14 protein-coding genes are annotated in these 26,493 nt (G+C 75.5%); 4 read left to right on the forward strand and 10 right to left on the reverse strand.

The window, feature by feature from the left end:
- Window positions 1-24 precede the first annotated feature (24 nt).
- The 7 genes from FHX75_RS08290 to FHX75_RS08320 all read right to left on the reverse strand — a co-directional run bounded on the left by FHX75_RS08290 (window position 25) and on the right by FHX75_RS08320 (window position 19,314).
- Window positions 25-5,499 carry a type I polyketide synthase gene (locus FHX75_RS08290; RefSeq protein WP_246157786.1) on the reverse strand — a complete coding sequence of 1,825 codons (5,475 nt, stop codon included), beginning with the start codon at window positions 5,497-5,499 and terminating at the stop codon, window positions 25-27.
- An 11-nt stretch (window positions 5,500-5,510) separates the two neighbouring features.
- Window positions 5,511-9,026: a non-ribosomal peptide synthetase gene (locus FHX75_RS08295; RefSeq protein ID WP_154937777.1), complete on the reverse strand. Its 3,516-nt coding sequence runs from the start codon at window positions 9,024-9,026 to the stop codon at window positions 5,511-5,513.
- Complete coding sequence (locus tag FHX75_RS08300; RefSeq protein ID WP_154937779.1) at window positions 9,023-11,326, reverse strand: lantibiotic dehydratase; 2,304 nt, start codon at window positions 11,324-11,326, stop codon at window positions 9,023-9,025. Before FHX75_RS08300 ends, FHX75_RS08295 begins: the two co-directional genes overlap by 4 nt.
- Window positions 11,323-14,439 carry a thioesterase domain-containing protein gene (locus FHX75_RS08305; RefSeq protein ID WP_154937781.1) on the reverse strand — a complete coding sequence of 1,039 codons (3,117 nt, stop codon included), beginning with the start codon at window positions 14,437-14,439 and terminating at the stop codon, window positions 11,323-11,325. The genes FHX75_RS08300 and FHX75_RS08305 overlap by 4 nt, the downstream gene beginning before the upstream one ends.
- The gene (locus FHX75_RS08310) at window positions 14,436-17,921 is read right to left on the reverse strand and encodes an AMP-binding protein (RefSeq protein ID WP_246157788.1); all 3,486 of its coding nucleotides are present in this window, start codon (window positions 17,919-17,921) and stop codon (window positions 14,436-14,438) included. Before FHX75_RS08310 ends, FHX75_RS08305 begins: the two co-directional genes overlap by 4 nt.
- A gap of 342 nt (window positions 17,922-18,263) precedes the next feature.
- Window positions 18,264-18,674, reverse strand: coding sequence for a DUF2267 domain-containing protein (locus FHX75_RS08315; protein ID WP_154937785.1), 411 nt, complete (start codon window positions 18,672-18,674; stop codon window positions 18,264-18,266).
- 241 nt (window positions 18,675-18,915) lie between these two features.
- A complete protein-coding gene (locus FHX75_RS08320; protein WP_154937787.1) occupies window positions 18,916-19,314 on the reverse strand; it encodes an NUDIX hydrolase in 399 nt (132 codons plus the stop codon).
- 122 nt (window positions 19,315-19,436) lie between these two features.
- Between FHX75_RS08320 and FHX75_RS08325 the strand changes: the two genes are divergently transcribed.
- On the forward strand, window positions 19,437-19,826 hold the full coding sequence (locus tag FHX75_RS08325) for a hypothetical protein (RefSeq protein WP_154937789.1): 390 nt from the start codon (window positions 19,437-19,439) through the stop codon (window positions 19,824-19,826).
- Window positions 19,827-19,878: 52 nt separating this feature from the next.
- Here the strand turns inward: FHX75_RS08325 and FHX75_RS08330 are convergent, their stop codons facing one another.
- From FHX75_RS08330 to FHX75_RS08340, 3 genes are all read right to left on the reverse strand, one after another.
- Window positions 19,879-21,168, reverse strand: a complete 1,290-nt coding sequence (locus tag FHX75_RS08330) for an MGH1-like glycoside hydrolase domain-containing protein (RefSeq protein WP_154938941.1) — start codon at window positions 21,166-21,168, stop codon at window positions 19,879-19,881.
- Between the two features lie 119 nt (window positions 21,169-21,287).
- Entirely contained in the window at window positions 21,288-22,106 is an 819-nt protein-coding gene (locus FHX75_RS08335) for a sugar phosphate isomerase/epimerase family protein (protein ID WP_154937791.1), read from the reverse strand.
- On the reverse strand, window positions 22,106-23,143 hold the full coding sequence (locus FHX75_RS08340) for a zinc-dependent alcohol dehydrogenase (protein ID WP_154937793.1): 1,038 nt from the start codon (window positions 23,141-23,143) through the stop codon (window positions 22,106-22,108). The genes FHX75_RS08335 and FHX75_RS08340 overlap by 1 nt, the downstream gene beginning before the upstream one ends.
- Before the next feature lie 116 nt (window positions 23,144-23,259).
- Between FHX75_RS08340 and FHX75_RS08345 the strand changes: the two genes are divergently transcribed.
- The 3 genes from FHX75_RS08345 to FHX75_RS08355 are packed head-to-tail and all read left to right on the forward strand — an operon-like array spanning window position 23,260 to window position 26,476.
- Entirely contained in the window at window positions 23,260-24,654 is a 1,395-nt protein-coding gene (locus FHX75_RS08345; protein WP_154937795.1) for an ABC transporter substrate-binding protein, read from the forward strand.
- Entirely contained in the window at window positions 24,651-25,610 is a 960-nt protein-coding gene (locus tag FHX75_RS08350) for a carbohydrate ABC transporter permease (protein WP_154937796.1), read from the forward strand. The genes FHX75_RS08345 and FHX75_RS08350 overlap by 4 nt, the downstream gene beginning before the upstream one ends.
- Complete coding sequence (locus FHX75_RS08355) at window positions 25,610-26,476, forward strand: carbohydrate ABC transporter permease (protein WP_154937798.1); 867 nt, start codon at window positions 25,610-25,612, stop codon at window positions 26,474-26,476. Before FHX75_RS08350 ends, FHX75_RS08355 begins: the two co-directional genes overlap by 1 nt.
- Window positions 26,477-26,493: the final 17 nt, after the last annotated feature.

Genomic DNA, 26,493 nt, shown 5'->3' on the forward strand with positions numbered 1-26,493 from the left:
TCTGTCACTCCTGTTTCTCGACGCTCAGTCGCGGGGCAGCCGCGGGATGGCGGGGATGGTGGCCGGGGCGGGCTCGTCGGCGGGCGCGGCGCCGGCGCGCAGCTCCTCGATCCGGGCCGCCAGGCCGGCGACGGTCGGGGTCTCGAAGAGGCTGCGCATCGGCAGCCGTACCCCCGTCGCCTTGCGCATCGCGGCGATCAGCTGGACCGCGACCAGGGAGTTGCCGCCGAGGGCGAAGAAGTCGTCGTCCACGCCCACCTCGGTCACCCCCAGCCCGTCCCGCCAGACCTGGGCGATGGTGATCTCCAGCTCGGTACGCGGCGCGGCGGAGGCGGCGCCGCCGGCGGCCGGGGCGGCGAGGGCCGGCTCGTCGGCGGTCTCCAGGCTCCCGGTGGTGACCCGGGAGGCGCGGTCGCGGATGTCGTCGACGGTCCGGGTGGCGATCACCACCTGCGCGCCCAGCCCGGCGGTGAGGCTGCGGCGGAACGCCTCGGCCCCGTCGACCGGCCGGATGTCCTCGGTCGGCACCCCCGGCTCCGGGGCGGGCGCCTGCGCCGGTGCGCCCGCCGTGGCCAGCCCGCCGGTCACCGCGCCCTGGTCGACCCGGCGCAGCACGAAGTCGCTGATCGCGACCAGCTCCCGGCCGTCGGCGTCCCGCAGGGACAGGTCCGCGGTCACCACCTCGTCGGTGGCGCTGTCGCGGTGCCGCAGGTGGCTGTGGAACTGCGCCGGCAGGGCGCCGCGCACCACGATCCGCCCGTACGACAGCGGCAGGTACGTGCCGCTGCCCTGGCCCCGGCCGAACGCGGTGGCCACGTCCAGCAGCGCCGGGTGCAGCCCCCACGAGGGCAGGTCGCCGACCGCCGCGGCGGGCGCGGCGATCCGGGCCAGCTCCTCCCCCTCGCCCAGGTGGTGCTCGGCCAGCGCGGCCCAGCGCGGCCCGAAGGTCAGCATGCTGGTGCGCCCCCGGCCGAACGAGGCGTCGTCGTCCACCCGCCGGCCGGTCACCGCCGGGACCCGCGCCGGCGGGGCCGGCTCGTCGGTCCAGCCGGCCGCGCCGCGTACGTGGGTGCGCAGCTGGCCGGCGGCGAGGCTGCGTACCGCGAAGTCCACGCCGTCCTCGGCGGGGGTCAGCTCGACCCGGTACTGCGCGACCGTGCCGTCGGGCACCGAGAACGGCTCCAGGAAGACCACATCGCGCAGCTCCACCGCCGCGTCCCCGGCCGGGGCGGGCAGCCCGGCGGCGACCGCCGCCCGGACCGACTCCAGGTGGGCGGTGCCGGGCACCACCGGCACGCCGCCGATGCGGTGCTCGTCCAGCAGCCAGTGCGTGTCGGCGGAGACCAGGCCGTGCAGCACCACGCCGTCCGGGCCGGTCACCGCCGTGGTGAGCACCGGGTGGTCCACCGGATGCGTGACGGTGTCCCGCCCGGCGGCCCGGAAGCCGGCCGGCGCGTCGGTCTCCACGGCCATGCCCACCTCGGCCCAGCCGCCCCAGTTCTGCGACAGCACCGGCGCCCGGAAGCCCGCGCCGGCCCGGGCGTACGCGTCGAGGAAGCTGTTCGCCGCGCAGTAGTCGACCTGGCCGAAGCCGCCGATCACCGCGGTGATCGAGGAGCAGAGCACCACGAAGTCCAGCGGCAGGTCGCCGAAGACCTCGGCGAGGGCGAGGGTGCCGGCGAGCTTCGGCGCGAGCACCCGCTCCGCCTCGGCCCGCTCCTTGACCTCGGCCATGCCGCCGCCGGGCAGGCCGGCGGCGTGCACGATGCCGTCGATCCCGCCGAACTCGGCCTCGGCGGCCGCCCGGACCCGGCGCAGGTCGGCCGGGTCGGTGACGTCGGCGGCGAGCACCAGCACCGACGCGCCGGCCGCCTCCATCCGGCGGATCGCCGCGATCGCCCGGCCCGCCCGGTCCGCGCCGCCGTGCACGGCCAGGTGGTCGTCCCACCGCTCGCGCGGCGGCAGGCCGGACCGGGCCAGCAGCACCAGCTTCGCCCGGGCCCGCCGGGCGAAGTCCTCGGCCAGGGTGACGCCGATGCCGCCCAGACCGCCGGTGATCACGTACCGGCCGCCTTCGCGCAGCGCCCCCGGCTCGCCCTCGGCGTCGACGGTGACCTGCTCATAGCCGGTCACCCAGCGGCGCGGGCCGCGCAGCGCCAGCTCCGCGCGGGCCGGGTCGACCGGCCGGCGCAGCTCGGCGACGAGCGCGTCCACGTCGGACGAGGCCGGGTCGGCGTCCAGCAGCCGGACGGCCAGCCCGGGCAGCTCGACCGGGAGCACCCGGGCCAGCCCGGCCAGGGTGGCGTGTTCCGGGCGGACCAGGTCGGCGCCGCTCACGTCCCCGATGCCGGCGGTGACCAGGTCGAGGGTGCGGGCGCGCTCGTCGGCGGTCAGCCCGGCCCCGGCGAGCGCCTGCACCAGGTGCAGCGCGCTGAAGAAGCCCCGGTCCTGGGCGGCCCAGGCGGCGGCGACGTCGGTGCCGGCCGGGTCGCCGTCGAGGGCGAAGGCGTGCACCAGCCGCTCCGGCGGGTCGGCGGCGAGCGCCGCCACCAGGGCCTCGTGGTCCTCGCGCGCGCCGGGCCGCAGCCGGTACCCGCCGTCGACCGCCGCGAAGCGTTCGCCGGCGCGTACCACGGTGGGCGTGGCGCCCGCGGCCCGCAGCGCCGCGACCAGCGCGTCGCCGCGCGGACCGTCGGCCAGGATTAGGCAGCGGCCCAGCGGCGCGGTCCGCGGCTCGGCGGCGGCCTGCCGCCAGACCGGCACGGCGAACCACTCCGGCAGCGGGCGCGGCCCGCGCTGCGCCGGCGCGCCGGGCGCCTGGTCCACCGGGTCCGGGTCCACCCAGTAGCGGCGGCGTTCGAACGGGTACGTGGGCAGCGGCACCCGGCGGGCGGCCGGATCGGCGTCGAGCCGCACCCCGACGCCGGCGCACCAGAGCGCGCCGGCGCTGGTGAGCAGGGTGGCCAGGTCGCCGGTGCGCTCGCCGGGGCCGGGCAGGCTGCCCAGCGGGGTCAGCGCCCGCTGGGCCGCGCCGGCCTTGGCGACCTGCATCCGGGCCAGGTTGGCCAGCTGCCGGCCGGGGCCGCACTCCAGCAACGCCCAGGTGCCCTCGGCGAGCAGCGCGGCCACGCAGTCGCCGAAGCGCACCGGCCGGCGCAGGTGCGCGGCCCAGTACGCCGGGTCGGTGGCCTGCTCGGCGGTGATCCAGGTGCCGGTGACGTTGGACAGGAACGGGATCGCCGGTGGGCGCAGCGGCACCCCCGCCATCAGGGCGGTGAACTCGGCCAGGATCGGTTCCATCATCGGCGAGTGGAAGGCGTGGGAGGTGCGCAGCGCCTTGCTCTTGCCCTTGATCGTCTCGGCGAACGCGGCGACCTTGTCGCTCTCGCCGGCCACCACGCAGGTACCCGGCCCGTTGACGGTCGCGATGGCCAGCCCCTCGGGGAGGCGCTGCGCGACCACCGACTCGTCCAGCGCCACGGCGAGCATCGAGCCGGCCGGCAGGGACTGCATCAGCCGCCCCCGCGCGGCGACCACCCGCAGCGCGTCCGGCAGGCTCAGCACCCCGGCGACGGTGGCGGCGACGTATTCGCCGATCGAGTGACCGATCATCGCGGCGGGCCGCACCCCGGCCCGCAGCCAGAGGGTGGCGAGGGCGTACTCGACGACGAAGAGGGCCGGCTGGGTGTAGCGGGTCTCGGTGAGCTTCTCCCCCGCCTCCGGGTCGCGGCCGAGGATCAGGTCGCGGACGTCCAGCCCCAGCTCGGGGCGGAGCAGCTCGGCACACTCGTCCACGGTGGCGGCGAAGGCGGGCTCCTCGGCGTAGAGCTGCGCGCCCATCCCGGCGTACTGGGAGCCCTGCCCGGAGAAGAGCAGGCCCACGCGCGGCGCGGGACCGTCGACGACGCCGGACTGGCGGCGGCGCGGGGTGCGCAGCGCGGTCACCGCGTCCGGCAGGTCGGCGGCGACCACGGCGACCCGGTGCGGGTACTCCTGCCGGCCCACCCGCAGGGTGTGCGCCACGTCGGCGAGCAGCTGCGGCCCGTCGTCGGTGGCGCCCTCCAGGTGCTCGGCGAGCCGCAGCACGGCGGTGTCCAGGGCGGTGGCGGTCTTCGCCGACAGGTGCAGCAGCTGCGCCGGCCGGACCTCCCGGTCGGCCCGGTACGCCGCCGGCGCCTCCTGGAGCACCACGTGGGCGTTGGTGCCGCCGATGCCGAAGGAGCTGACCCCGGCCCGGCGCGGCCCGCCGTCGGTGTCCCACTTGGTCAGCGTGTTCGCCACGTAGAACGGGGTGTCGGCGAAGTCGATCGCCGGGTTCGGCTGCTCGAAGTTGATGCTCGGCGGGATCAGGCCGTGCTCCATCGCGAGCACCGTCTTGATCACGCTGACGATGCCCGAGGGCTGGCTGAGGTGGCCGATGTTGGACTTCACCGAGCCGATGCCGCACCAGCCCCGGTCGTCGGTGTCCCGGGTGTAGACGGCGGAGAGGGCGGCGACCTCGATCGGGTCGCCCATCGCGGTGCCGGTGCCGTGCGCCTCGACGTAGCTGATGCTGCGCGGGTCGATCCCGGCCATCCCGACGGCCTGGGCGATCGCCTCCATCTGCCCGTCGATGCTGGGGGCGGTGAAGCCGACCTTGCCGGCGCCGTCGTTGTTGATGGCGTTGCCGAGCACCACGGCCCGGATCGCATCGCCGTCGGCGATCGCGTCGGAGAGGCGCTTGAGCAGGGTGACGCCGACGCCGCTGCCCCAGACCGTGCCGTTGGCGGCGGCGTCGAACGGCCGGCACCGCCCGTCCGGCGAGGTGAAGCCCTCCATGCCCAGGTAGCCGACGTGGGGCAGCTCGATGTTGACCCCGCCGGCGAGCGCCATGTCGCACTCGCCGTTGCGCAGCGCCTCGCAGGCCAGGTGGAACGCGACCAGCGAGGTGGAGCAGGCGGTGTGCACGGTCAGGCTCGGCCCGCGCAGGTCCAGCCGGTACGACACGTTGGTGGCCACGTAGTTCGGCGAGTTGCCGGTGGCGATGGAGACCACCCCGTGCGGGCTGCCGCCGACGCGCTTGTTGCGCAGCACGTACCGGTGCAGGTAGGTGTTGCCGCCGGTGCCGGCGTAGACGCCGACCGTGCCGTCGTAGCGGGCCGGGTCGTAGCCGGCGTCCTGCAACGCGGTGTAGCAGCTCTCCAGGAACAGCCGGTGCTGCGGGTCGGTGATCTCCGCCTCTCGGGCGGTCATCCCGAACAGCCCGGCGTCGAACTCGTCGTACCCGTCGACCAGCGGCGCCCGGTTGACCCACCCCGGGTCGTCGACCTCCTCCACTCCTGCGCCCCGCGCCAGCTGCTCCTCCCGGCTCAGCTCGGTGACCGACTCGACGCCGTCGACCAGGTTGCGCCAGAACTGGCGGACGTCGGCCGCGCCGGGCAGCCGGGCGGCGAGCCCGACGATCGCGATCGGCTCGATGCCGTCGTCGGCGGGGAGGTCGGGTGCCATCGGGTTGTCCATCTGCATGTCCTTCATTGCGCGGTGCCGCCGGGGCGGCGGGGTGGGTTGCGGCGGGTGCGGCTGCGGCGGGCGGCGGCCCGTAGCGCGGCGCGGGCGAGTTCCGGCCGGTCGGTGGCGCCGTCGAGGCTGGCGGCGAGCGCCCGGACGGTGGGGTGGCGGAACAGGTCGAGCATGGTGATCGAGCGGCCGGTGGCGGCGGTGAGCCGGGCGTGCACCGCGGCCAGGGCGAGGGAGTGCCCACCGATGTCGAAGAAGTTGTCGGTGACCCCGACCCGGTCGGTGGCGAGCACCTCCCGCCAGATGCCGGCGATCAGCTCCTCGGTGTCGGTCAGTCCGCCCGGGCCGGCCGGCATCGGGGTACGCTGCGCCTCGGCGGCCGCCACGGTCATCGCGCCGAGCTGCGGCGTACGCACGGTGGGCCGGGGCAGCGCGGCGGCGACCGCGTCGGCCGGCGCGTGCGGGTCGGCGGCGAGCGCGCCGACCAGCTCGGCCAGGTCGGCCAGGAGCGCGTCGATCCGGTCCGCGTCGAACAGGTCCGGGTTGTGGACCACCTCGACGCCGAAGCGGCCGTCCCGCTCGACCACGTAGACGGTGATGTCGAAGGGCGAGCCGGGCTTGGGCACCGGGACCGGCACGGCGGTCAGCCCGGTCAGCGCCAGCCGGGGCGGGGCGAAGTTGAGCACGTTGAACAGCACCTGCACCAGCGGGGCGCGGGAGGTGTCCCGGCCGACGCCGAGGGCCTCAACGAGGCGTTCCAGCGGCGCGCCCGGGTGGGCGGTGACCTCGTGCAGCTCGGCGGCGCACCGGTCGACCAGCTCGGCGAAGGTGGCCCCGCCGGCGCGCAGCCGCACCGGCACGGTGTCGATGAAGAAGCCCACCACGTCGTCGAAGGCGGCCAGCCGGCGGTCGGCGACGATCGCCCCGACCACGTGGTCGTCGCCGCCGGTGAGCCGGCGCAGCAGCTCACCGAAGCCGGCGAGCAACACCGCGGCGACCGTGGTGCCGCGCCGCGCGGCCAGGGCGCGGACCGCGCGGTCGGCGGCCTCCGGGAGGCGCACCGCGGCCTCGGCGCCGGCGTAGGTCTGCACCGCCGGGCGGGGCCGGTCGCGGGGCAGCTCCAGCACGGTGGGCGCGCCGCGCAGGTGCTCGGCCCACCAGGCCAGGTCCGCCGCGCCCCGGCGGGCGTCGCGCCCGGCCCGCCAGACCGCGTAGTCGGCGTACGTGGCGGCCGGCGGCGGCAAGGTCGGGGTGGCCCCGGTGACGGCCCGGGCGTACGCGGCGGCGAGGTCGTCGTAGAGGACCGCCTCGGACCAGCCGTCGAAGACCGCGTGGTGCATGGTCATCGCCAGCACGTGCGCGTCGGCGCCGAGCCGGTAGACGGTCACCTGCCAGGGCGGCCCGGTGGCCAGGTCGAAGGCGTGCGCGGCGCCGGCGGCGAGCATCGCGGCCAGCTCCGCCTCGGCGTCGGCGCCGCCGGTCAGGTCGACCACCGGCACGGCCACGTCGGTGGGTTCCTCGCAGACCGCGTACGGCACCCCGGCGGTCTGCGGGATCCGCCAGCGCAGCACGTCGTGCCGCTCGGCGACGGCCCGCAGCGCCGCGCCGAGCGCGGCGGTGTCCAGCGGGCCGCGCAGCCGGTGCGCGACGGCGATGTTGTACGGGGCGCTGGAGGGGGCGAGCTGGTCGACGAACCAGAGCCGGCGCTGCGGCGGGGACAGGGTGGGCGGGTTGCCGGTGGTCAGCGGCTCGGTATCGGCCGGGGCGGCGGCGCGCAGCCGGGCGACCAGGCCGCCGAGGGTGCGTCCGGCGAGCACGTCCCGGATCTCGACGTGCCGGCCCAGCTCGGCGCGGAGCGCGGCGACCAGCCGCATCGCGGCGATGGAGTTGCCGCCGGCGGCGAGGAAGTCGGTGTCCGGGCCGGGGGTCGCACCGAGCAGCCGGGTCCAGATCCGGGTCACCGTCCCCGTCACCGGGTCGGCCGCACCGGCCGGCTCCTCGACGGTGGGTCCGGCGGTCAGCGCGGCCACGGCCAAGGCGCGCAACGCCGGCCGGTCCAGCTTGCCGGTGACCGGGCTGACCGGCAGGTCGTCGCGGCGCAGCAGCCGCGCCGGCAGCATCGCGGCGGTCAGCCGCGCCCGGGCGTACGCCCGGATCGTGTCGTCGCCGGGCGCGCCGGCCGGGGTGAGCACCGCGACCAGCTCGGCACCGGCCGGCCCGGGCACCGCCTCGACGGCGACCCGGTCGACACCGGGGGCGCCGGCCAGCACCGCCTCGACCTCGCCCAGCTCGATGCGCTGGCCCCGGATCTTCACCTGCCGGTCGGTGCGTCCGAGGTAGACGATCCGCCCGTCGGCCGCCTGGCGGACCAGATCGCCGGTGCGGTACAGCCGCTCGCCGGGCAGCCCGGAGAACGGGTCGGGGACGAACCGGTCGGCGGTCAGCCCCGGCCGGTCGAGGTAGCCGTCGGCCAGTCCGGGGCCACCGATCAGCAGCTCGCCGGTCTCCCCCGGCGGCACCGCCCGCAGCTCGGCGTCGACGACGTACGCCCGGTGGTTGGGCAGTGGCGAGCCGATCGGCACCGGGTCGGTCTCGGCGCCGGTCAGCTCGCCGGTGACCGCGAGCACGGTGGTCTCGGTGGGGCCGTAGCCGTTGAGGAAGCGCCGCCCCGGCGCCCAGCGGGCGGCCAGCTCGGCGGGGACCGCCTCGCCGCCGCAGAGCACGGTACGCCAGCCCGGCACGTCGGCCGGGTCCAGCATGGACAGCACGGTCGGGGTGATGAAGCCCCAGTTCACCTCGTGCGCGGCGATGAACCGGGCGAGCCGGGCCGGGTCGGCCCGGTCGTCGGCGCCGAGCAGTTGCACCGCGCCGCCGAGCAGCAGCGGCAGGAAGAGGTCCATGGTGGCCGCGTCGAAGCCGAGCGAGGCGATGCCGAGGCTGCGCACCCCGGCGTCGGCGCCGCTGACCGTGGCGCACCCGGTGACGAACTCGACCACGTTGCGGTGGGTGGTCAGCACCCCCTTGGGGCGGCCGGTGGAGCCCGAGGTGAACAGCACGTACGCCGGGTCGCCGGGCCGGGCCGGGCAGGGCGCCAGCGGGGCCGGGCCGTCCGCCTCGACCACCTCGACGCCCGGCAGGTCGGCCAGCTCGGCCGCCGCGTCGCCCACCAGCAGCGACACCCCGGCGTCGGCGAGGATCTCGCGTTGCCGCTCGCGGGGGCCGTCCGGCTCCAGCGGCACGTAGCAGCCGCCGGCGAGGAGGACCCCCAGCACGTCGACGACCAGCCGGGGCCGGCGCCGACCGCAGACCCCGACGCGGGTCTGCCGGCCGACGCCGTGGGCCCGCAGCGCGGCGGCCACCCCGGCCGCCCGGCCGACCAGTTCCCGGTAGGTGAGCCGGTCGTCCCACTGGCGGACCGCGACCGCGTCGGGGCAGCGCGCGGCCCGGGCGGCGATCAGGTCGGCCAGCGTCCCGTCCGGCCAGGGCAGCTGCGGCCCGGCGACGGCGCTGATGGACAGGATGTCGGTCACCCGTGCTCTCCCCGGTAGGTGGCTGGATCGGTGATCTGCAGGCGCAGCTCGCTGACGTGTCCGCGCCCGGCGGCGTCGGGCACCCAGGCGTCCGCCGGTGTGGGCAGCAGCTCGGTGACCACCACCGCCACGTCCGGGCCGGTCTTCGCGGCGGCGTCGGCCATGGCGCACAGCGACTGGGCGTACAGCGGGCCGGTGAGATCGACGTAGCAGGGCTTGACCTCGGTGCCGACCTTGACGAACACCCGTTCGGGCAGGTCGAGGGCGGCCCGGAAGCGGCGCGCCGCGAGGTAGCGCGCGGTCTCGTCGCCATGCCCGGCCAGCCCGCTGCCGGCCACCGTGGTCCGCCAGGCACGCCGGGCCACCACCAGCCGGTCGATGGTGATCCTGGGCGTGTGCGGGGCCGGGTCCAGCAGCTTGAAGGTGTCCAACAGCAGCGAGCCGAGCAGGTTGGCGAAGATCTCCATCACCGGCCAGCGGGACCCGTCGGGGAAGACCGCGGTCAGCCCGTCGCCGTCGCGGACCACGGTGACGGCGGTGGCCGCGACCAGCCGGTCGACGTCGGCACCGCGGGCGGTGTCGATGCCGAGCTGGCGGTCCGCGGGGCCGGTGAGGGCGTACGTGGTGCGGGTGGTCAGCCGGGGCCAGCTCTCCGGGTAGAGCACCCGGATCCGGGCCGGTCCGAGGTCGGCGTCGAGCGCCGCCCGCAGTGCCGCCGGGTCGGGGTGGAACGGGGTGAGCACCGCGCTGTCGTAGGCGACGGTGGCCGGGTGCAGCTCGCCGAGGACGAGCAGGAACTCGCCCCGGTCGATCGCCTCGGCGGAGACGGCGCTGACCTGGAGGTCGGGGTTGTGGATCCGGGCGGACGGCCAGCCGGGCCGCTCGGCGGCGAAGAGCTCGCGGACCGGACCGGCCAGGTCCTCGGCGCGCAGCCGCAGCTCGACGGTGCCGGCCGGCAGGTGCCGCAGCCCGAACAGCTCGGCCCACCGGTGGGTGAAGTCCACCCCGGCACGGGCGATGGGGCCGTCCGGGGCGACCAGCATCCCCTGGGCCAGCGACCAGATGTCGGCCAGCCGTACCGGACCGTCGGCGGCGAGCTCGTCGTGCAGGTCGGCGAGGATCTCCTCGCAGCCGGCGCCGATCTCGGCGGTGAGCCAGCGGGCCGCCTGGAGGATCACGGCGAGCGGGGCGGTCAGCGCGTCCAGCACCGCGGCACCGACGGTGACGTCGAGGTCGCGGGCGGTCTCCTCGTAGCAGACGGTGCGCCCGGCGTACATCTGGCCGCTCTGCCGGGTGGCGGGGCGGTCGGTGACCGCGGTGAACCGGGTGTTGAGCGCGGCCAGCGCGGCGCCCAGCCGGTCCGGGTCGCCGGCGGCGGCCGCGACCGCGTCCCGGGCGGCGCGGAGCCGGTCGAAGTCGGCGGCCACCGCCGCCCGCACGGCCTCCTCGCCGATCGCCGCGATCCGCTCGGCCAGCACCCGTTCCGCGTCCGGGCTGTTCGGCAGATTTGCGTCCCAGGTCAGCTGGCCGCGTTCGACGAACCGGTCCAGCAGCAGGAACGCGTCGTCGAGGGTGCGGACGTCGCCGTCGGCGCGGGCCCGCTCGGCCAGTTCGACGGCGGCGGTGCGCCCGTCGCAGGACGCCAGCAGCCGGGCCTCCACCGCCGACAGCGGGATCGGCGGGTGCAGCGGCCAGCGCAGCTGCCGGCCCTGGACGGTCAGGTGCGGTTGCAGCGCCGGGGCCCACCAGCGGCGTACCGCCAGGTCGTCGGCGAGCCGGTCGGCGTACGCGATCAGGGCCCAGGCCTCGAACCCGACGTGCCGGCGAGTGACCAGGCCGGGTCCGGGCGCCAGCCGGGTGCGCGGGTCGTCCGGGTCGAAGGTGCCCCAGCAGACCGGGCCGAAGAAGCCGATCGTCTCGGCCTTGCCGCAGTAGCGCTGCCAGTAGCGCAGCAGGCTCAGCTCACGCTTGCGGCGGCGCACGTTGCGGACCGCCGGGTCGGTGCGCAGCAGCCCGTCCAGCGCGATCAGCATGTCCGGGTTCTGCCAGGTGACCGCCTCGCGCAGCAGCGGGTCGGCGGCCAGTTCGCCGGCCACCGCCGAGGAGTCGGCGAACGCCTCGCGCAGCGCCTTGTCGACGATCTCCGGGGCGACCTCCCCGGCGAGCAGCGCGTCGGCGGCGGCGGCCACCTCCGGGGCGGCGAACCGGTCGAGCCCGTCGGCGGGGAATCCGGCGCTGCGCAGCACCACGTCCCGCCACACCGACCAGCCGGTGTCGCCGAGCGGCAGCAGGTGGCTCATCGGCCGACCTCCCGGGCGTGGGCGTCCACGATCTGCAACCGGAGCTCGCTGAAGCACCGGTGGCCGGCGGCGTCCGGCACCCATGCCTGGTCGGGGGTGGGCAGCATCTCGCTGACCAACAGGGAGACGCTGTCACCGCCGTCGGTGCGGGCGGCCCGGACCATGGCGCAGAACATGTTCGCGAAGGCGGTGCTGCTCAGGTCCACGAAGCAGGGCTTGGTCTCGGTGCCGAGTTTGACGTAGACCTGCTCCGGCAGGCCGAGCCGCCGCCGCCAGGCCCGCACCGCGAGGTAGCGGTCGCGCTCCCCGGTGACCGGTGCGAGGCCGCTCTCCCCGACCGTGGTACGCCAGGTCTGCCGGGCCACCACCAGGTTGTCCAGGGTGATCCGGGGGGTGTACGGCGCGGCGGCGACCAACTTGAACCCGTCGACGGCGTGCGCGCTGAGCAGCTCGGCGAAGACCTCGGTGAGCGACCACCGCTGGCCGTCGCGGGCGGTGGCGACCAGCCGGCCCTCCTCGTCGGTCACCGTGAGGTCCACCGTGGGCAGCACCCGGGCCGGGTCCGCGCCCTCGGCCGGCTGGAAGGCCAGGTGCCGGTCGGTCGGACCGGTCAGCGACTCGGCGGTACGGCTCGTCCGGCGGGGCCAGTCGCTCGGGAAGAGCAGCCGGATCCGCCGCTCGCCCAGGTCCTCGGCGAGCGCCGCGCGCAGCCGCTCCACGTCCGGGTGCGACGGGGTGAACACCGCGCAGTCGAACGATGACCAGGCCGCGTGCAGCTCGCCGAGGACGACGGTGAACTCGCCCCGGCGCAGCGCGTCGGCGTCGGCGGCGCAGATCTGCAGGTCCGGGCTGTGTATGACGCCGTTGGACCAGTCCGGCCGGGTGCCGGGGAAGACCTCGTCGATCCGCCCGGCGATGTCGGCGACCCGCAGCCGGACCTCATTGGTGCCGGCGGGCAGCGTGTCCAGCCCGAACAGCCCGGCCCAGCGCGCCGCGAACTCGGCGGCCACCGCGTCGACCGGCCGCTCGCCGCCGCCCCAGAAGAGGCCCTGGACCAGGAACCACAGGTCGGACAGGGCGACCGGCCCGTCCCCGGCCTCGGCGTGCAGCTCCTCGTAGAGCCCCCGGAACACCGACCCGTACGCCTCGGCCAGCGCGTTGACCATCCAGCGGGCGGCGCGCAGCAGCACGTCGAGCGGGGCGGCGAGGTCGGCCAGCAGTGGCGCGCCGAAGACGACGTCGAGGTCACGGCTGGTGTCCTCGTAGCAGATCGTCCGCCCGGCGTACATCTGGCCCTCCCGGCGCCGGGACGCGGCACCGGTCAGCGCGGTGAAGGTGGCGTCGAGGTCCTCGAGGGCGACGCGCAGCCGGTCCGGGTCGCCGGCCGCGGCGGCGACCCGGTCGCGCGCCGCGCGCAGCCGGTCCCAGCCGGCCCGAGCGGCCGCCCGGGCGGACTCGTCGCCGATCCCGTCGATCCGGGCGGAGAGCACCTGCTCGGCGTCGGGGCTGACCGGCAGGGCGGCGTCCCACGTGATCAGCTCCCGGGCCACCAGGCGGTCCAGCAGCGCGTAGCCGTCCTCGGCCCGGCGCAGCCCGACCGCCGGGTCCGCCACCAGTTGGTACGCGGGCCGGCAACCGTCGACGGCGGCGAGCAGCGCCGCCTCCACCGGGGACAGGGGCACGGGCGGCCGGCCGGGGCGCAGCACGTGGCGCCCGCGCACGCTCAGGTGCGGGCAGAGCGCGGGGGGCCACCAGCGGCGCACCGCCAGGTCCGCGCCGATCCGGTCGGCGTACGCGGACAGCGCCCAGGACTCGAACCAGACCCAGCGACGACGGGTCAGCCCCGGCCCCTGGCTGATCCGGACCACCTCCGGCTGCTCCGGGTCCATGGTCACCCAGCAGCTCGGCCCGAAGAAGCCGACCGTCTCGTTCTTGCCCGCGTACCGCTGCCAGTATTTGAGCAGGGCCCGCTCGCGGTCCCGGCGGCGCACGTTGCGGGCCGCGTCGCCGCCGCCGTGGACCAGGCCGTCCAGGGCAACGAGCGCGCCACGGTTCTGCCAGGTGACCGCCTCGCGCAGCAGCGGCTGGCCGGCCAGCTCGCTGAGCCGGTGCGCCGCCGCGCGGACGGCCTCGTCGAACTCCTTGTCGAACCGGTCGGCATCGGCCCCGGTGGCGAGCAGCACGTCGGCCGCCGCGGCGGCGTGCGGCGCGGCGAGGAGGGCCAGCCCGTCGGCCGGGAAGCCGGTGCCGCGCAGGATCGCGTCCCGCCAGACCGACCAGCCGGTGTCACCGAGCGGCACCCGGTGCCCGCCGGTGGTGGCCGGCGCGGCGGTCGACGGGACGGCGGTGGTGGCTGGCGCTTCAGGGGTGGGCCGCGCGTCGGTCACCGCGGCGGCCAGGTCGGCGCGGATGGCGGCGAGCAGGTCGGGCAGCCGGTCGGTGAGGAAGAAGTGCCCGCCGTCGATCTCGTGCAGGGTGAACCCGGCGGCGGTGTGCGCGGCCCACGCGGCGCTCTGCTCCCGGCTGGCCGCCCGGTCGTGCCGGCCGCTGAACGCGACGAGCGGCACCGGCAGCGGCTCGCCGGGGACGTACCGGTAGCTGTCCACCCGGCCGAAGTCGGCGCGCAGCAGCGGCAGCAGCAGCTGCACCAGCTCGGGGTGTTCCAGCAGCTCGGCGGGGAGCCCGCCGCCGGCGCCGAGGCGGCGCAGCAGCTCGTCGTCGTCCACCCGGGACAGCCCGTCGAAGAGGCTGGGGGCGGTGACGTGCGGCGCCCGCGCGCCACCCACGTAGAGCCGCACCGGCAGCGGACGGCCGGCGCGGCGCAGCTCGCGGACCACCTCGAAGCCGACCCGGCCGCCCATCGAGTGGCCGTAGATCGCGTACGGGCGGTCGGCCCGACCGGCGATGGCGGCGGCGACGTCGGGCACGGTGAACCGGGGATCCTCGCTGATCCGGTTCTCCCGGCCGGGCAGTTGCACCGCCAGCACCTCGACATCCGGGCCGATCCCCTCCTGCCAGCGCCGGAAGGCGCTCGCGCCGGCCCCGGCGTAGGGCAGGCAGAACAGTTGCACCGGCGCCTGGGGTCGGCTTCCGGGCGAGACGAACCAGTTCACCGTGCGCCTTTCTGAGGGGGGTCGATCCAGTACCGCCGGCGCTGGAACGGGTAGCCGGGCAGTCCGGTGCGGCGGACGCTTTCGCCGGGGTGCAGCGCGGCCCAGTCGACGTCGCGGCCGGCGACCCAGTCGGCGGCGAGGTCCCGCAGCCGGCCGGCCGGGCCGGCGACCCGGGTGTCGCCGTGAAGCAGCTCGTCCAGCGCGGCGACCGCGCCGGCCGGGTCGGTGGCGACCACCGCCGCCCGGCAGTCGAAGGCCCGCCGGCCCAGCGCCAGGGTGGCGGCCACCTCGGGCAGCGCCGGCGCCGCGCCGGCCAGGTGGGCCCGCAGCCGGGTGAGCGCCGCGCGCAACGCCCCGGGGGTACGCGCCGAGACCGGCAGCAGGTACGCGGCACCCTCGGGCGCCTCGACCGGCTCGACCGGCGGGGGCTGCTCGACCACCACGTGGGCGTTGGTGCCGCCGAGGCCGAACGAGCTGACCCCGGCGACCCGGCGCGGGCCCTGCGGCCAGTCGCGCGCCTTGGTCGGCACGTAGAACGGGCCGCCGGCCAGGTCGATCTCCGGGTGTGGTCGGGTGAAGTGCAGGTTCGGCGGGATCACCCCGTGCTGCACGGCGAGCACGGTCTTGATCAGCCCGGCCACGCCGGCTCCGGCGTCGAGGTGACCGATGTTGGTCTTGACCGAGCCGAGCGCGCAGGACTCGGCGGGTGCGGCCCCGCCGTACACCTCGTGCAGCGCGGCGACCTCGATGGCGTCGCCGAGCGGCGTACCGCTGCCGTGGGCCTCGATGAAACGGACCTCGCCGGGCGCGACCTCGGCGGCGGCGAGGGCGTTCGCGACGGCGGCGGCCTGCCCGGCGGGGCCGGGGACGGCGAAGCCGGCCCGGTCGGGCCCGTCGTTGGTGACCGCCCAGCCGGGTAGCACCGCGTAGATCCGGTCGCCGTCGGCCCGGGCATCGGCGAGGCGGCGCAGCGCGACCACCCCGACCCCGGAGCCGAAGCCGGCCCCGTCGGCGGCCTCGTCGAAGGCGCGGCAGCGACCGTCGGGTGAGGCGAGGCCGCCGGGGGTGTGCCGGTAGCGGGGCCAGGTGACGTTGACGCCGCCGGCGAGGGCGAGGTCGCACTGGTAGTCGGCGAGGCTCTGCGCGGCGAGGCAGACCGCGACCAGCGAGCTGGAGCAGGCGCTCTGCACGGCGACCGCCGGCCCGGTCAGTCCCAGCCGGTACGCGACCTGGCCGGGCAGGTGGTCGGTGAACTGCCGCCCGATCAGCCGGGCCTCCCAGTCGTCCGGGTCCACGTCACCCACCACCGCCGGGTTGTCCAGCAGGTGGAACAGGAAGTACCGGTTGGCCGAGGTGGCCGAGTAGACCCCGACCAGCCCGGGGAACCGGGTCGGGTCGTGCCCGGCGTCCTCCAGCGCCTCCCACGCGGTCTCCAGGAAGAGCCGGTGCTGCGGGTCGGTGCGGGCGGCCTCCTGCTCGCCCATGGCGAAGAACTCGGCGTCGAAGTCGGCGACGCCGTCGAGCCGGCCGGCGGCCCGGACGTGCCGGGGGTCGGCGCGCAGGCCGAGCCCGATGCCCAGGGCGGCCAGCTCGGCGTCGCTGTGGTCGTGGATCGAGTCGACCCCGGCGCAGAGGTTCCACCAGAAGGTGGCCAGGTCGGGCGCGCCCGGGAACCGCCCGGCGAGCCCGACGACGGCGATCTCGTCGCCGGTGTACTCGCGGGCGGCGACGGTCGGCGCGGCCGGGGCGGGCAGGGTCGGCGCGGGGGCCGGTGCGCCGGGCCGGTCGTCGATGGCCGCCGCGTCGAGCAGCCGGGCCTGCGCCGCCACGGTGGGGTGGGCGAAGAGCCGCACCATCGGCAGTGCCACCCCGAACCGCTCGGCGAGGCGCTGCTGCACCTGGCCGAGCAGCAGGGACTGGCCGCCCGCGTCGAAGAAGCTCTCCTGCCGGCCGACCGCGTCGCGGTCGAGCACCGCGCACCAGATGTCGTGCACCGCCCGCTCGGTCTCGGTCCTCGGGCCCTGCCCGGCCGGGACGGCCCGGGGCGGGTCGGGCAGCGCCCGCTCGTCGACCTTGCCGGTGACGGTGAGCGGGAGGGAGTCGAGCGCGACCACCGCGCGGGGCAGGGCGTACTCCGGCAGCCGCCGGGCGAGGGCGGCGCGCAGGGCCGCCGGGCCGAGGGGCCCGCCGGCGGGCGTCGCGTACGCCAGCAGCTCGCCGTCGCGGGCGATGGCGCGGACGGCGGCGACGCCGGGTTGGGCGGCGAGGACCGCCTCGATCTCGGTCAGCTCGACCCGGAACCCGCGCACCTTCACCTGCCGGTCGAGCCGGCCGTGGCAGACCAGCTCGCCGCCGGGCAGCCGCGCCCCGAGGTCCCCGGTGCGGTACGCCCGGGTCACGCCGTCGTCCTCGAGGCTGAACCGGTCGCTGTCCTGCCCCAGGTAGCCCGGGGCGAGGTACCGGCTGCGCACCACGATCTCGCCGGTGTCCCGGTCCAGCGACAGCTCGTACCCGGGCAGCGGGGTGCCGATGGGCAGCGGCCCGGTGCCGGTCGGGTCGGCCTCGGCGAACGGCAGCGTGTGCCGGGCGGCGAAGGTCATCTCGGTGGCGCCGTAGCCGTTGACCAGGACGCAGCCCGGCGCGAACCGGTCCCGGCCGCGCGCGGCGTCGGCGTGGGTGGCCTGCTCGCCGCCGAGCAGCACCACCCGCACCGAGTCGAGCCGGCGCGCGCCGAGGGTGTCGAGCAGGAACCGGTAGACGGTCGGGGTGGAGTGGTAGACGGTCACCCGGCGTCGGACCAGCTGGTCGGCGGCGTGGGCCAGGCCGTCCCGGCGCAGGTCCACCGGGACGACGGCGGCGCCGGTGAGCAGGGCCGGGTACAGATCGGGGATGGCGGCGTCGAAGCTGAACGAGGCGAGCAGGCTGAGCCGGTCGTCCGGGGCGAGAGCGAGGTCGCGGATCTGGTTGTCCACGACGTGCGCCAGGTTGCGGTGGGTCTGCGCGACGGCCTTGGGCGTGCCGGTGGAGCCCGAGGTGAACAGCACGTACGCCGGCGCGTCCGGGTCGACCGGCACGGGACGCAGCGGGGCGGGCCCGACCCCGTCGAGGACGATCACGGGGGTGCCGGGCCGGTCGGCGCAGAGCCGCTCGGCCAGTTCCCGGTGGGCGGCGGCGCAGGCGACGGCGCGCACGTCGGCGGCGGCGAGCAGGTGCCGCAGCCGCGCGTCGGGGAACCCCGGGTCCAACGGCACGTACGCGCAGCCGGCGGCGAGGGCGCCGAGGACGGCGGCGACGGTGGGCGCGCCGTGCCCGGTGAGCAGGGCGACCCGGTCGCCGGCGCGCAGGCCCGCGGCGGCGAGCGCGGCGGCGTGGCCACCGGCGCTGCCGGCCAGCTCGGCGTAGTCGACCTCGTGGGTCTCGCCCAGGATCGCCGGCCGGTCGGGATGGGCGGCAGCGACGTCCACGAAACGCTGGATGATCATTGGTTGCGCCATCTCAGGGAGCTGACTCGACTCCACTGTGGACAAGCGCGCAGGCATCGACAATTGTGATCATGATCCCCCCCAGGACTTCACAATGGAGCCAGAATAGGCCTCGATGCCTCCTGGAACAGGCCATTGATCGGAGTCAGCCCGAAGGGGCCACGACGCCTCGGTGATCGGGCGTCGAAATTCGGCCGATCATCCCCCTAGCGCGGAAAGGAGTTTCAGCCTAAGGGGATTTCAGCGAGTAAATTTCCGGCGAAAGGGGCCGCAGACCGGGGATCTTCCGCCCCCTCGGCTCATCTTATGGCAGCTCAGGCGGGGTGCGCAGTGGCGGCGACGTCACTCATCGTACGGCCGCGGTGGCGCTGGATCGACGCCCCTGGTGAAACTTTTCGGCAACTGCGCCACCAGGTCCTGGAACTCGCCGACCGTGACCGCCTCGCGCAGGGTGGCGAAGACCGCCCGGACCCCGACCTGGGCGGTGGCCGGCTCGACGCCGGCCCGGTCGGCCACCCGGCGCAGGAACTCGACCGGTCCGAAGGTCTCCGCCGCGCCCGGCGTGGTCTCCGACGGCGGCCCGGCCAGGTATGCGCTGAGCTCGTCCGGGAGCTGGGCGCTCAGGTCGTCGACCTCCCCGGCCTGGACCCGTTCGGCCACCGTCACCAGCACGGCGCGGGCGATCGCGGCGGCCCGCTCCGGCGGCAACTCTGCCCGCCGGGCGACCGCGTCGACGAAGAGGGGGAAGCGCACCGGGTCCTCCTCTCGTTCCGCCGATCGGCCGCACCTCGACCCGGCGTCCGCAGGTCGTCGTCGGAAATCCGACTCCCGGCGGCCGTCCCGCCGGGTCGGGAATCCGACCGCGGTTACCCGTCCCGGCGGGGCGCAAACGGCCGCCTCACCCGACCGGTCGCCGGCGCGGCTCGCGCCCCTGGGACGAGCGGGAAGCCGCCGCCTCGGCGTCGAACTCGTGGCGCGGCACCTGCGAGGTCGCTCAGGCCAGCAGGGCCCGCCGGCGCAGGTCGTCGAAGATGATCCGGTCGACCGGGGAGACCCGGTCCCGGTCGGCGTACCCGAGCCAGGCGACCTCCTCGATCTCGTGGTCCGGCCGGGGCTCGCCGTGGTGCTCGGCGGTGTAGCAGGTCATCCGCACCAGCGTGCCCGCCGGGTGGCCGTGCGCCGGGGCGGTGAACGTGCCGACGTGCACGGCCGTCTCCGGGTCGATCACCACACCCAGTTCCTCGGCGATCTCGCGGGTGAGCGTCTCCCGGTCGGTCTCGCCGGGCTCGCGCATGCCACCGGGCAGGTACCAGACGTCCTTTCCCCGGGAGCGGGTGCTGAGGATCCGGCCGTGATCGATCCGGATCCAGGCGATCTTGTCGATGGGGTCCATGTGCGGTCCTCCGGTCGGGCGGGGCACCCACTGTAGACGCCGGCCCGGACGTGCCGGGGTTTGGCGGCGGGGGCCGGCGGGGCAATCCGAGCGCACGGGGTGCTCCCGGAGGGAGGGCGCAGATGGGCTGGTGGCGCGACCGGTGGCGGCGGCGGAAGGCGCCGGAGAACGTCGTCGAACTCCTGACCAGCACGGGACCGTTCCGGGTCGCCGGCGAACAGGTGGAGCTCGGCGACCGGGAGACCGTCCGGCGGTGGCTGCGCGAACTCGATCCCGACCTGGGGCAGCAGGTCTTCGTGCACCGCCCCTGGGGGACGGTCGCCGCCGTCAGCGACCACCGCGATCCGGTGGCCGTGGTGATGTCGGACGCCGAGGGACGCCCCTGGGCCGCCTACGTCCCGGGCGCGGACCACCGCGAACACCTCACACCCGAGCAGGTCGAGTCGGTGATGCTGGCGGCGCTGACCTCGGACGGTCCCCCGGCCGGCCCCGACTGGCGGCGACTGGACTGACGGCCGCGGTGCTTCCCCGCGCCCGGCCCGGACGGGCCGGTTCGGGTGCCGCTCATCCCTCGGCGAGGGTGTCGAGCAGCAGTGACGCCGTCCAGCTGAACGCCGCCGAGCCGAGCCCCGCCGCGGTGTCCGGGTGGAAGTACTCGTGGCAGCCGCCGGTGGCGACCAGCGCCAGCATCGACTCGCGCAGCCCGGCGGCCAGGTCCGGCCGGTGGTGCGCCCGCAGCCCGCGCCAGAGCAGCCAGTTGGTGTTCATCCAACTGGGGCCGCGCCAGTAGCGCAGCGGCTCGAAGTCCGGCGCGCTGCGATCGTGGGTGGGCAGCGGACGCGGCATGCGCGGGGCCAGGCCGAACCGCACCGAGCACGCCTCGGTCAGCACCGCCCGCACCTGGCGCCCCGGCAGGTCGGGCAGGATCAGCGGCATCAGCCCCAGCACGGTACGGGCCGGGACCAGCCGGTCGGTGCGCAGGTCGCGCGGGTGGAAGGTGCCGGTCACCGGGTCGTAGAGCCGGCGGACCAGGGCCTCGGTGATCCGGGCCGCGCGGTCCCGGTGCGGGCCGGGGTCGGCCCCGACCACGGCGGCGATCCGCGCCAGGGCGTGCTCCGCCGCGCCCAGCGCCGCGTTGAACAGCGGGCACTCCACCAGGAACGGATGCCACCCGGCCAGCGCCTGGTCCGTATAGCGACGGTCGCGGTAGGAGGCGACGATCGCGACGTACCGCGCGTAGTCCAGGTCCGTGGGGCGGTGCGCGGCGTCGGCGTGCGCGGTGTCGTGCCGACGGTACGCCCGCATGACGGCGGCGTCGGCCGGCACCGCCGCCATCGGCGCGTCCCAGGCCGGGCTGTTGTCCAGGCCGGACTCCCAGGGGTGCACGATGGCCGCCAGCCCGGCCCCGCCGACGTCCCGCCGGCCGGTGAGGTAATGCTGCTGGGCGACCAGCCTCGGGTACAGCCAGCGCAGCGCCCGGGCCGACGCCTCGGAGGGGGCGCGGCGGTGCACCAGCCAGGCCGCCTGGGCGTGCACCGGCGGCTGGACGATGCCGGAGGTGGCGGCGGGCGGGGCGCCCTCGGCGGTGGCGGAGCCCCAGAACTCCGGCCCGGGAAAGTACGAGCCGACCCGCAGCGCCGGGTTGAAGACGATGTGCGGCACCCGCCCGTCGGCCCACTGGGCGGCGAACAGGGTACGCAGCTCCCGCCAGGCCCGGTCGGGGCGGACGTGGGCCAGCCCGATCGCGATGAACGCCGAGTCCCAGCTCCACTGGTGCGGGTAGAGGGTGCGCGAGGGCACCGTGTGGTCGTGCTCCCAGTTGGCGTCGAGGGTGGCGATGGCCAGCCGGCGCAGGTCGGCGAGGTGCCCGGCGGGCGCCGGACGGGCCGGCGCGCCGGCCCTTGGGGCGGGGCCACCGTCCGGGTCGTCGGCGGGGGGCGCGCCGAGGCCGGACGGGCCGGCGGCGCCGGTGCTCACGCCGCCGCCTGCCGGGGCTGGGCGTGCCGGAGCACGGTCGCCGCCTGTTGCAGCGCCCGGACCGGGTCGCCGCGCAGCCGGCACTCCAGCGCCAGCCATCCCGGGTAGCCGATGTCGCGCAGCGTGCGCAGCAGCGCCGGCCAGTCCAGGTGCCCGGCGCCGGGCTGGAACCGGTTGGAGTCGCTGACCTGCACGTGCCCCAGGTACGGCGCGGCGGCACGCAGGGCGGCGTGCACGTCGTCCTCCTCGATGTTCATGTGGAAGGTGTCGGCGACCACCCGCACCGAGGGCAGGCCGACGGCGGCGCAGAGCGCGACCGCCTCGTCGAGCCGGTTGACCATGTGGTCCTCGTACCGGTTGAGCGGTTCGAGGAAGAGGGTGACGCCCTCGGCGCGGGCGTGCTCGCCGAGGTCACCGAGGGCGTCGACGAGCACCTGCCGGTCGCCGCCGGGCGGTCGGGGCGGCTCGAACGGGGGCAGCCGGCGGGAGAACATCCCCCACGCGGCGGGGGTCATCGCGCCGATCCCGCCGAGTTCGGCGATCACGGTGAGCTGGGAGCGCAGGTTGGCGACCGCGTCGCGGGAGCGCGCCGGGTCGAAGTCGCCGATGAAGTGGTCCATCTCCACGCAGACGGTGGGCATGACCACCCCCTCGGCGCGGGCCCGGCGCAGCTCCGGCAGCCGGCGGGCGAGGTCGAGGTCGCCCCGGCCGCGCAGCTCGATGCCCTGGTAGCCGAGGGCGGTGGCGAGGGCGAACTTCTGGGGCAGGCTGGTGCCCGGGAGCAGTTGCTCCTGGCAGGCGAGCGGGATGGACATCAGAACTCCAGCACGACTTGTAGGACGTCACCGGCACCGCGGTCGAGCAACGCGAGCGCGTCGGCCACCGCGCGGGCGTCCACGACGTGGCTCACCAGCGGCAGCGGGTCGACGCTGCCCTCGGCCACCAGGTCCATGAAGGTGTGGGCGATGCGGGCACCGGACCACCGGCCGGCCAGGCCGGGCGCCGGGGCGGGCCCGGAGACCTGGGCCGCCACCAGCTGGATCCGGTTGTGGTGGAACTCCTCGCCGAGGCCGAGCCCGTCGGCCTGGCCCTGGTAGAAGCCGCCGGCCACGACCCGGCCGGCGTGGGTGGTGGCGCGGATCGCCTCGTGCAGCGCCGGGTACGCCCCGGACAGCTCCAGGCAGACGTCCGCGCCCCGGCCGGCGGTGGCCTCGCGCAGCACCGCGGCGGCGGAGTCGACACCGGCGTCGACGGTGCGCCGGGCCCCGAGGCGGGCGGCCCGTTCCAGCCGGGCGGGCACCCGGTCGACGGCGACCACCCGGGCCCCGGAGAGGCTGGCCAGCCGGGTGGCGAGCAGCCCGATGACGCCCTGCCCGAAGATCCCGACCCAGTCGCCGAGGTGCAGGTCCCCGGCGAGCACGGCGGTCAGCGCGATGGCGCCGGGGCGGGCGAAGACGGCGGCGAGCGGGTTGAGCCCGGGGGCGAGCGGGTTGACCGCGCCGGCCGGGAGGACGGCCTCGGCCCGGTGCCCCCAGATGCCCCAGACGAGCTGGCCCGGATGTCGGTCGGCCACGTCGCCGGCGACCTCGATGATCTCGCCAACCTCCTCGTAGCCGAACCCGACCAGCGGGTACGGCACGGGGGTCTGCCGGGGGACGAACATCCGGCTGGCGTCGTCCCAGTCCTTGCTGAGCCGGGGGTTGCTCCCCCGGAACAGGGTGAGCTCGGTGCCGGCGGAGATGCCGGAATAGCAGGTGCGGACCCGGACCTGGCCCGGGCCGAGCGGATCGGTGGGGCAGGGCTCGAGGCTCACGCGCCGCGGCCCGGCCAGCGAGACAACCCAGTTGCCCATGGCGCTACTCCCGGGACGTACCGGGCTCAATCTTAACAAAAAATCGCTATATGTCTTGTAATTGATCAATCCAGGACGTTGAATCCCTCATGTACCCTTCGAGAGGAGTGCCACAGATGTCATCCCCTCCGATGCGGATGCTGGCCGCCACCCTGATCCTCGCAGTAACCGGGGCGAGCCTGCTGGCCTGCAGCGACGACGAGTCGAAAAGCGACAGTTCCGAAATAACCGTCTGGAGCCTCGAGGACGTGGCCGACCGGGTCACCGCCACCCGCGCGATCATCGCCGACTACACCGCCAAGACCGGCGTGAAGGTCAATCTGGTCACCGTCAACGAGGACCAGTTCCCCTCCCTCATCGCCTCCAGCGCCGCCGCCGGGGAGCTGCCCGACGTCGTCGGGTCGGTGCCGCTCGCCGGCATCCGCACCCTCGCCGGCAACGAGCTGCTGCATCCCGACGCCAACAAGGAGATCGTCGACAAGCTGGGGCGGGACACCTTCTCCCCCCGCGCCCTGGAGCTGACCTCCGACGACGGGAAGCAACTCTCGGTACCCAGCGACGGGTGGGGGCAGCTGCTGGTCTACCGCAAGGACCTCTTCGCCGCCGCCGGCCTGCCCGCCCCCGACACGTACGAGAAAATCGCCGCCGCCGCGGCGAAGCTGAACACCGGCGGGGTCGCCGGCATCACCGCGGCGACCGCCCCCGGCGACGTCTTCACCCAGCAGACCTTCGAGCACCTGGCGCTGGCCAACAACTGCCAGCTCACCGACGACTCCGGGGCGGTCAAGCTGGACTCCCCCGAATGCGTGGAGGCGTTCCGCTTCTACGGCGACCTGATGCGCAACCACTCCGTCAAGGGCGCGCAGGACGTGGACACCACCCGGGCCACCTACTTCGCCGGCAAGGCCGCCATGCTGATCTGGTCGCCGTTCATCCTCGATGAGCTGGCCGGGCTGCGCAACGACGCCAAGCCGACCTGTCCCCAGTGCGCGAAGGATCCGAGCTGGCTGGCGAAGAACAGCGGCTTCGTCACCGCCATCAAGGGCCCCAACGGCGCGGAGCCGGCCCAGTACGGCGAGATCAGCTCCTGGGCGGTGCTAAACGAGGCCGCCGCCGACCCGGCGAAGTCCTTCGTGGAGTACCTGCTCTCCGACGGCTACCCGCGCTGGTTCGGCATGTCCCCCGAGGGGCGCTTCCCGGTCCGCAAGGGCACCGCCGACGACAAGGAGAAGTTCCTCACCGCCTGGAACACCAGCCAGGCCGGCGTGGACGCGAAGAAGCCGCTGTCCGAGGTGTACGGCGACGAGGTGCTGACCGGCCTGCGCACGAGCCCGGACACCTTCCAGCGCTGGGGCCTGACCCAGGGCCAGGGCAAGCTGGTTGGCGCGATCCTCGGCGAACTGCCCGTACCCAAGGCCCTCGCGGACGTCGTCGGAGGCAAGAGCGACGCCGGCGCGGCGGCCGCCCGGGCCAAGAAGGACGTGGAGGCGATCAAGGCCGGCGTCAATTGACCACGGCCCCGCCGGAAACCGGCCGCTCCCCCGCCCGGGAGCGGCCCGGTCCCGGCCGCCGACGCCCGCTGACGCTGCGTCGCCGGGAGTCCCGGGAAGGGCTGGCTCTGGTCGCCCCGACCCTGCTCGTGGTGATCGCGGTGATCGGCATCCCGATCGTCTGGACGGTGCTGCTGGCCTTCCAGCGGGTCCGCCTCGCCACCCTGCGCAAGACCGGGCTGTTCGGCGAGTTCACCCTCGCCAACGTCGACCGGGTGCTGCACACCCCCGGCTTCGCCGACACGCTCTGGACCACGGTCGTCTACAGCCTGGGCGGCACCGCCGGGTCGATCGCGCTCGGCCTGGTCGCCGCGCTGGTGGTCCGCCGGCCGTTCCGGGGCCGGACGCTGGTCCGGGCCTCGATGCTGCTGCCGTACGTGGCGCCGGTGGTCGCGGTGGCCTTCGTCTGGCAGGTGATGCTCGACCCCCAACTCGGCATCGTCAACGACTGGGGGCAGCGCTTCCTCGGCTGGGACGCCCCGATCCCCTTCCTGTCCCAGGACTCGACCGCCCTGGCCACGGTGATCACGTTCGAGGCGTGGCGCTACTTCCCGTTCGCGTTCCTGTTCCTGCTGGCCCGGCTCCAGGCCGTCCCCGGCGAGCTGGAGGAGGCCGCCCGGGTGGACGGGGCCACCCCGACCCAGCGGTTCCGGCACATCCTGCTGCCGCAGCTGATGCCGGTGATCGCCCTGCTGGGGGTGCTGCGGTTCATCATGACGTTCAACAAGTTCGACGACGTCTACCTGCTCACCGGCGGCTCCGCCGGCACCGAGGTGGTCAGCGTCCGGGTCTACCAGTTCCTCACCGCGCGGACCGACATCGGGGCGGCGGCGGCACAGGCCGTCGTGCTGGCCGTGGTGCTGATCGTCTTCGTCGCGATCTACCTGCGCTTCTTCGCCGGACGCAGGGAGGCGTGATGGACCGCGACCGGATCGAAACCGTCTCGCTGCGCTGGCTGCGCCGGCTGGTGATCACCGCGTTCCTGCTGGTCACCGTGCTGCCGTTCTGGTACATGCTGGTGCTCTCGGTGCGCCCCATCGAACGGCTGCTGCTCGACCCCGGCTCGCTGTGGGTGCCGCTGGGCGAGTTCACCGTGGCCACGTACACCGAGGTGTTGAAGGCCGCCGAGGACGGCGGCCAGGGTTTCCTCACCTTCATCCGCAACAGCGGCCTGGTCGCCCTGGCCGCGACGCTGCTGACGCTGCTGGTGGCGATCCCCGGCGCGTACGCCGTCTCCCGGCTGCGCTTCTTCGGCCACCGCCAGGTCAACGCTCTGTTCCTGGCCGTCTATCTGTTCCCGTCGATCGTCATCGCCATCCCGCTCTTCGTGGTCTTCACCCGGGCCGGGCTGCGCGGGTCCCTGTTCGGGCTGGTGCTGGTCTACATTTCGCAGACCCTGCCGGTCTCGGTCTACATGCTGAAGAACTACTTCGAGACCATCCCGATCAGCCTGGAGGAGTCCGCGGCTATCGACGGGGCCGGCCGGCTCGGCATCATCCGCCGGATCAGCCTGCCCCTGGCCGCCCCGTCGATCATGGCGGTCGCGCTCTACGACTTCATGATCGCCTGGAACGAGTTCCTCTTCGCGCTGCTGTTCCTGGTCGACAAACCCGACCGGTGGACGGTGTCGCTGGGGCTCTCCCTGCTCGCCGACGGCGTCGAGGTGCCCAAGACCGTGCTGATGGCCGGATCGGTGATCCTCACCCTGCCCATCGTGATCCTCTTCTTCGCCAGTGAGCGGCTGCTCACCGAGGGTCTCACCGCCGGCGCGGAGAAGGGCTGACCACCCGCCCACGGATG

It is taken from the genome of Micromonospora palomenae (genome assembly GCF_007829925.1).
GTDB classification, from domain to species: Bacteria; Actinomycetota; Actinomycetes; order Mycobacteriales; family Micromonosporaceae; genus Micromonospora; species Micromonospora purpureochromogenes.

Excerpts from the sequence above, each read along its gene's own strand:
- FHX75_RS08310 (WP_246157788.1), bottom strand. The coding sequence starts at position 17,921 with ATGATCATCCAGCGTTTCGTGGACGTCGCTGCCGCCCATCCCGACCGG.
- FHX75_RS08320 (WP_154937787.1), bottom strand. The coding sequence starts at position 19,314 with ATGGACCCCATCGACAAGATCGCCTGGATCCGGATCGATCACGGCCGG.
- FHX75_RS08335 (WP_154937791.1), bottom strand. The coding sequence starts at position 22,106 with ATGTCCATCCCGCTCGCCTGCCAGGAGCAACTGCTCCCGGGCACCAGC.
- FHX75_RS08325 (WP_154937789.1), top strand. The coding sequence starts at position 19,437 with ATGGGCTGGTGGCGCGACCGGTGGCGGCGGCGGAAGGCGCCGGAGAAC.
- FHX75_RS08290 (WP_246157786.1), bottom strand. The coding sequence starts at position 5,499 with ATGGACAACCCGATGGCACCCGACCTCCCCGCCGACGACGGCATCGAG.
- FHX75_RS08345 (WP_154937795.1), top strand. The coding sequence starts at position 23,260 with ATGTCATCCCCTCCGATGCGGATGCTGGCCGCCACCCTGATCCTCGCA.
- FHX75_RS08340 (WP_154937793.1), bottom strand. The coding sequence starts at position 23,143 with ATGGGCAACTGGGTTGTCTCGCTGGCCGGGCCGCGGCGCGTGAGCCTC.
- FHX75_RS08355 (WP_154937798.1), top strand. The coding sequence starts at position 25,610 with ATGGACCGCGACCGGATCGAAACCGTCTCGCTGCGCTGGCTGCGCCGG.
- FHX75_RS08300 (WP_154937779.1), bottom strand. The coding sequence starts at position 11,326 with ATGAGCCACCTGCTGCCGCTCGGCGACACCGGCTGGTCGGTGTGGCGG.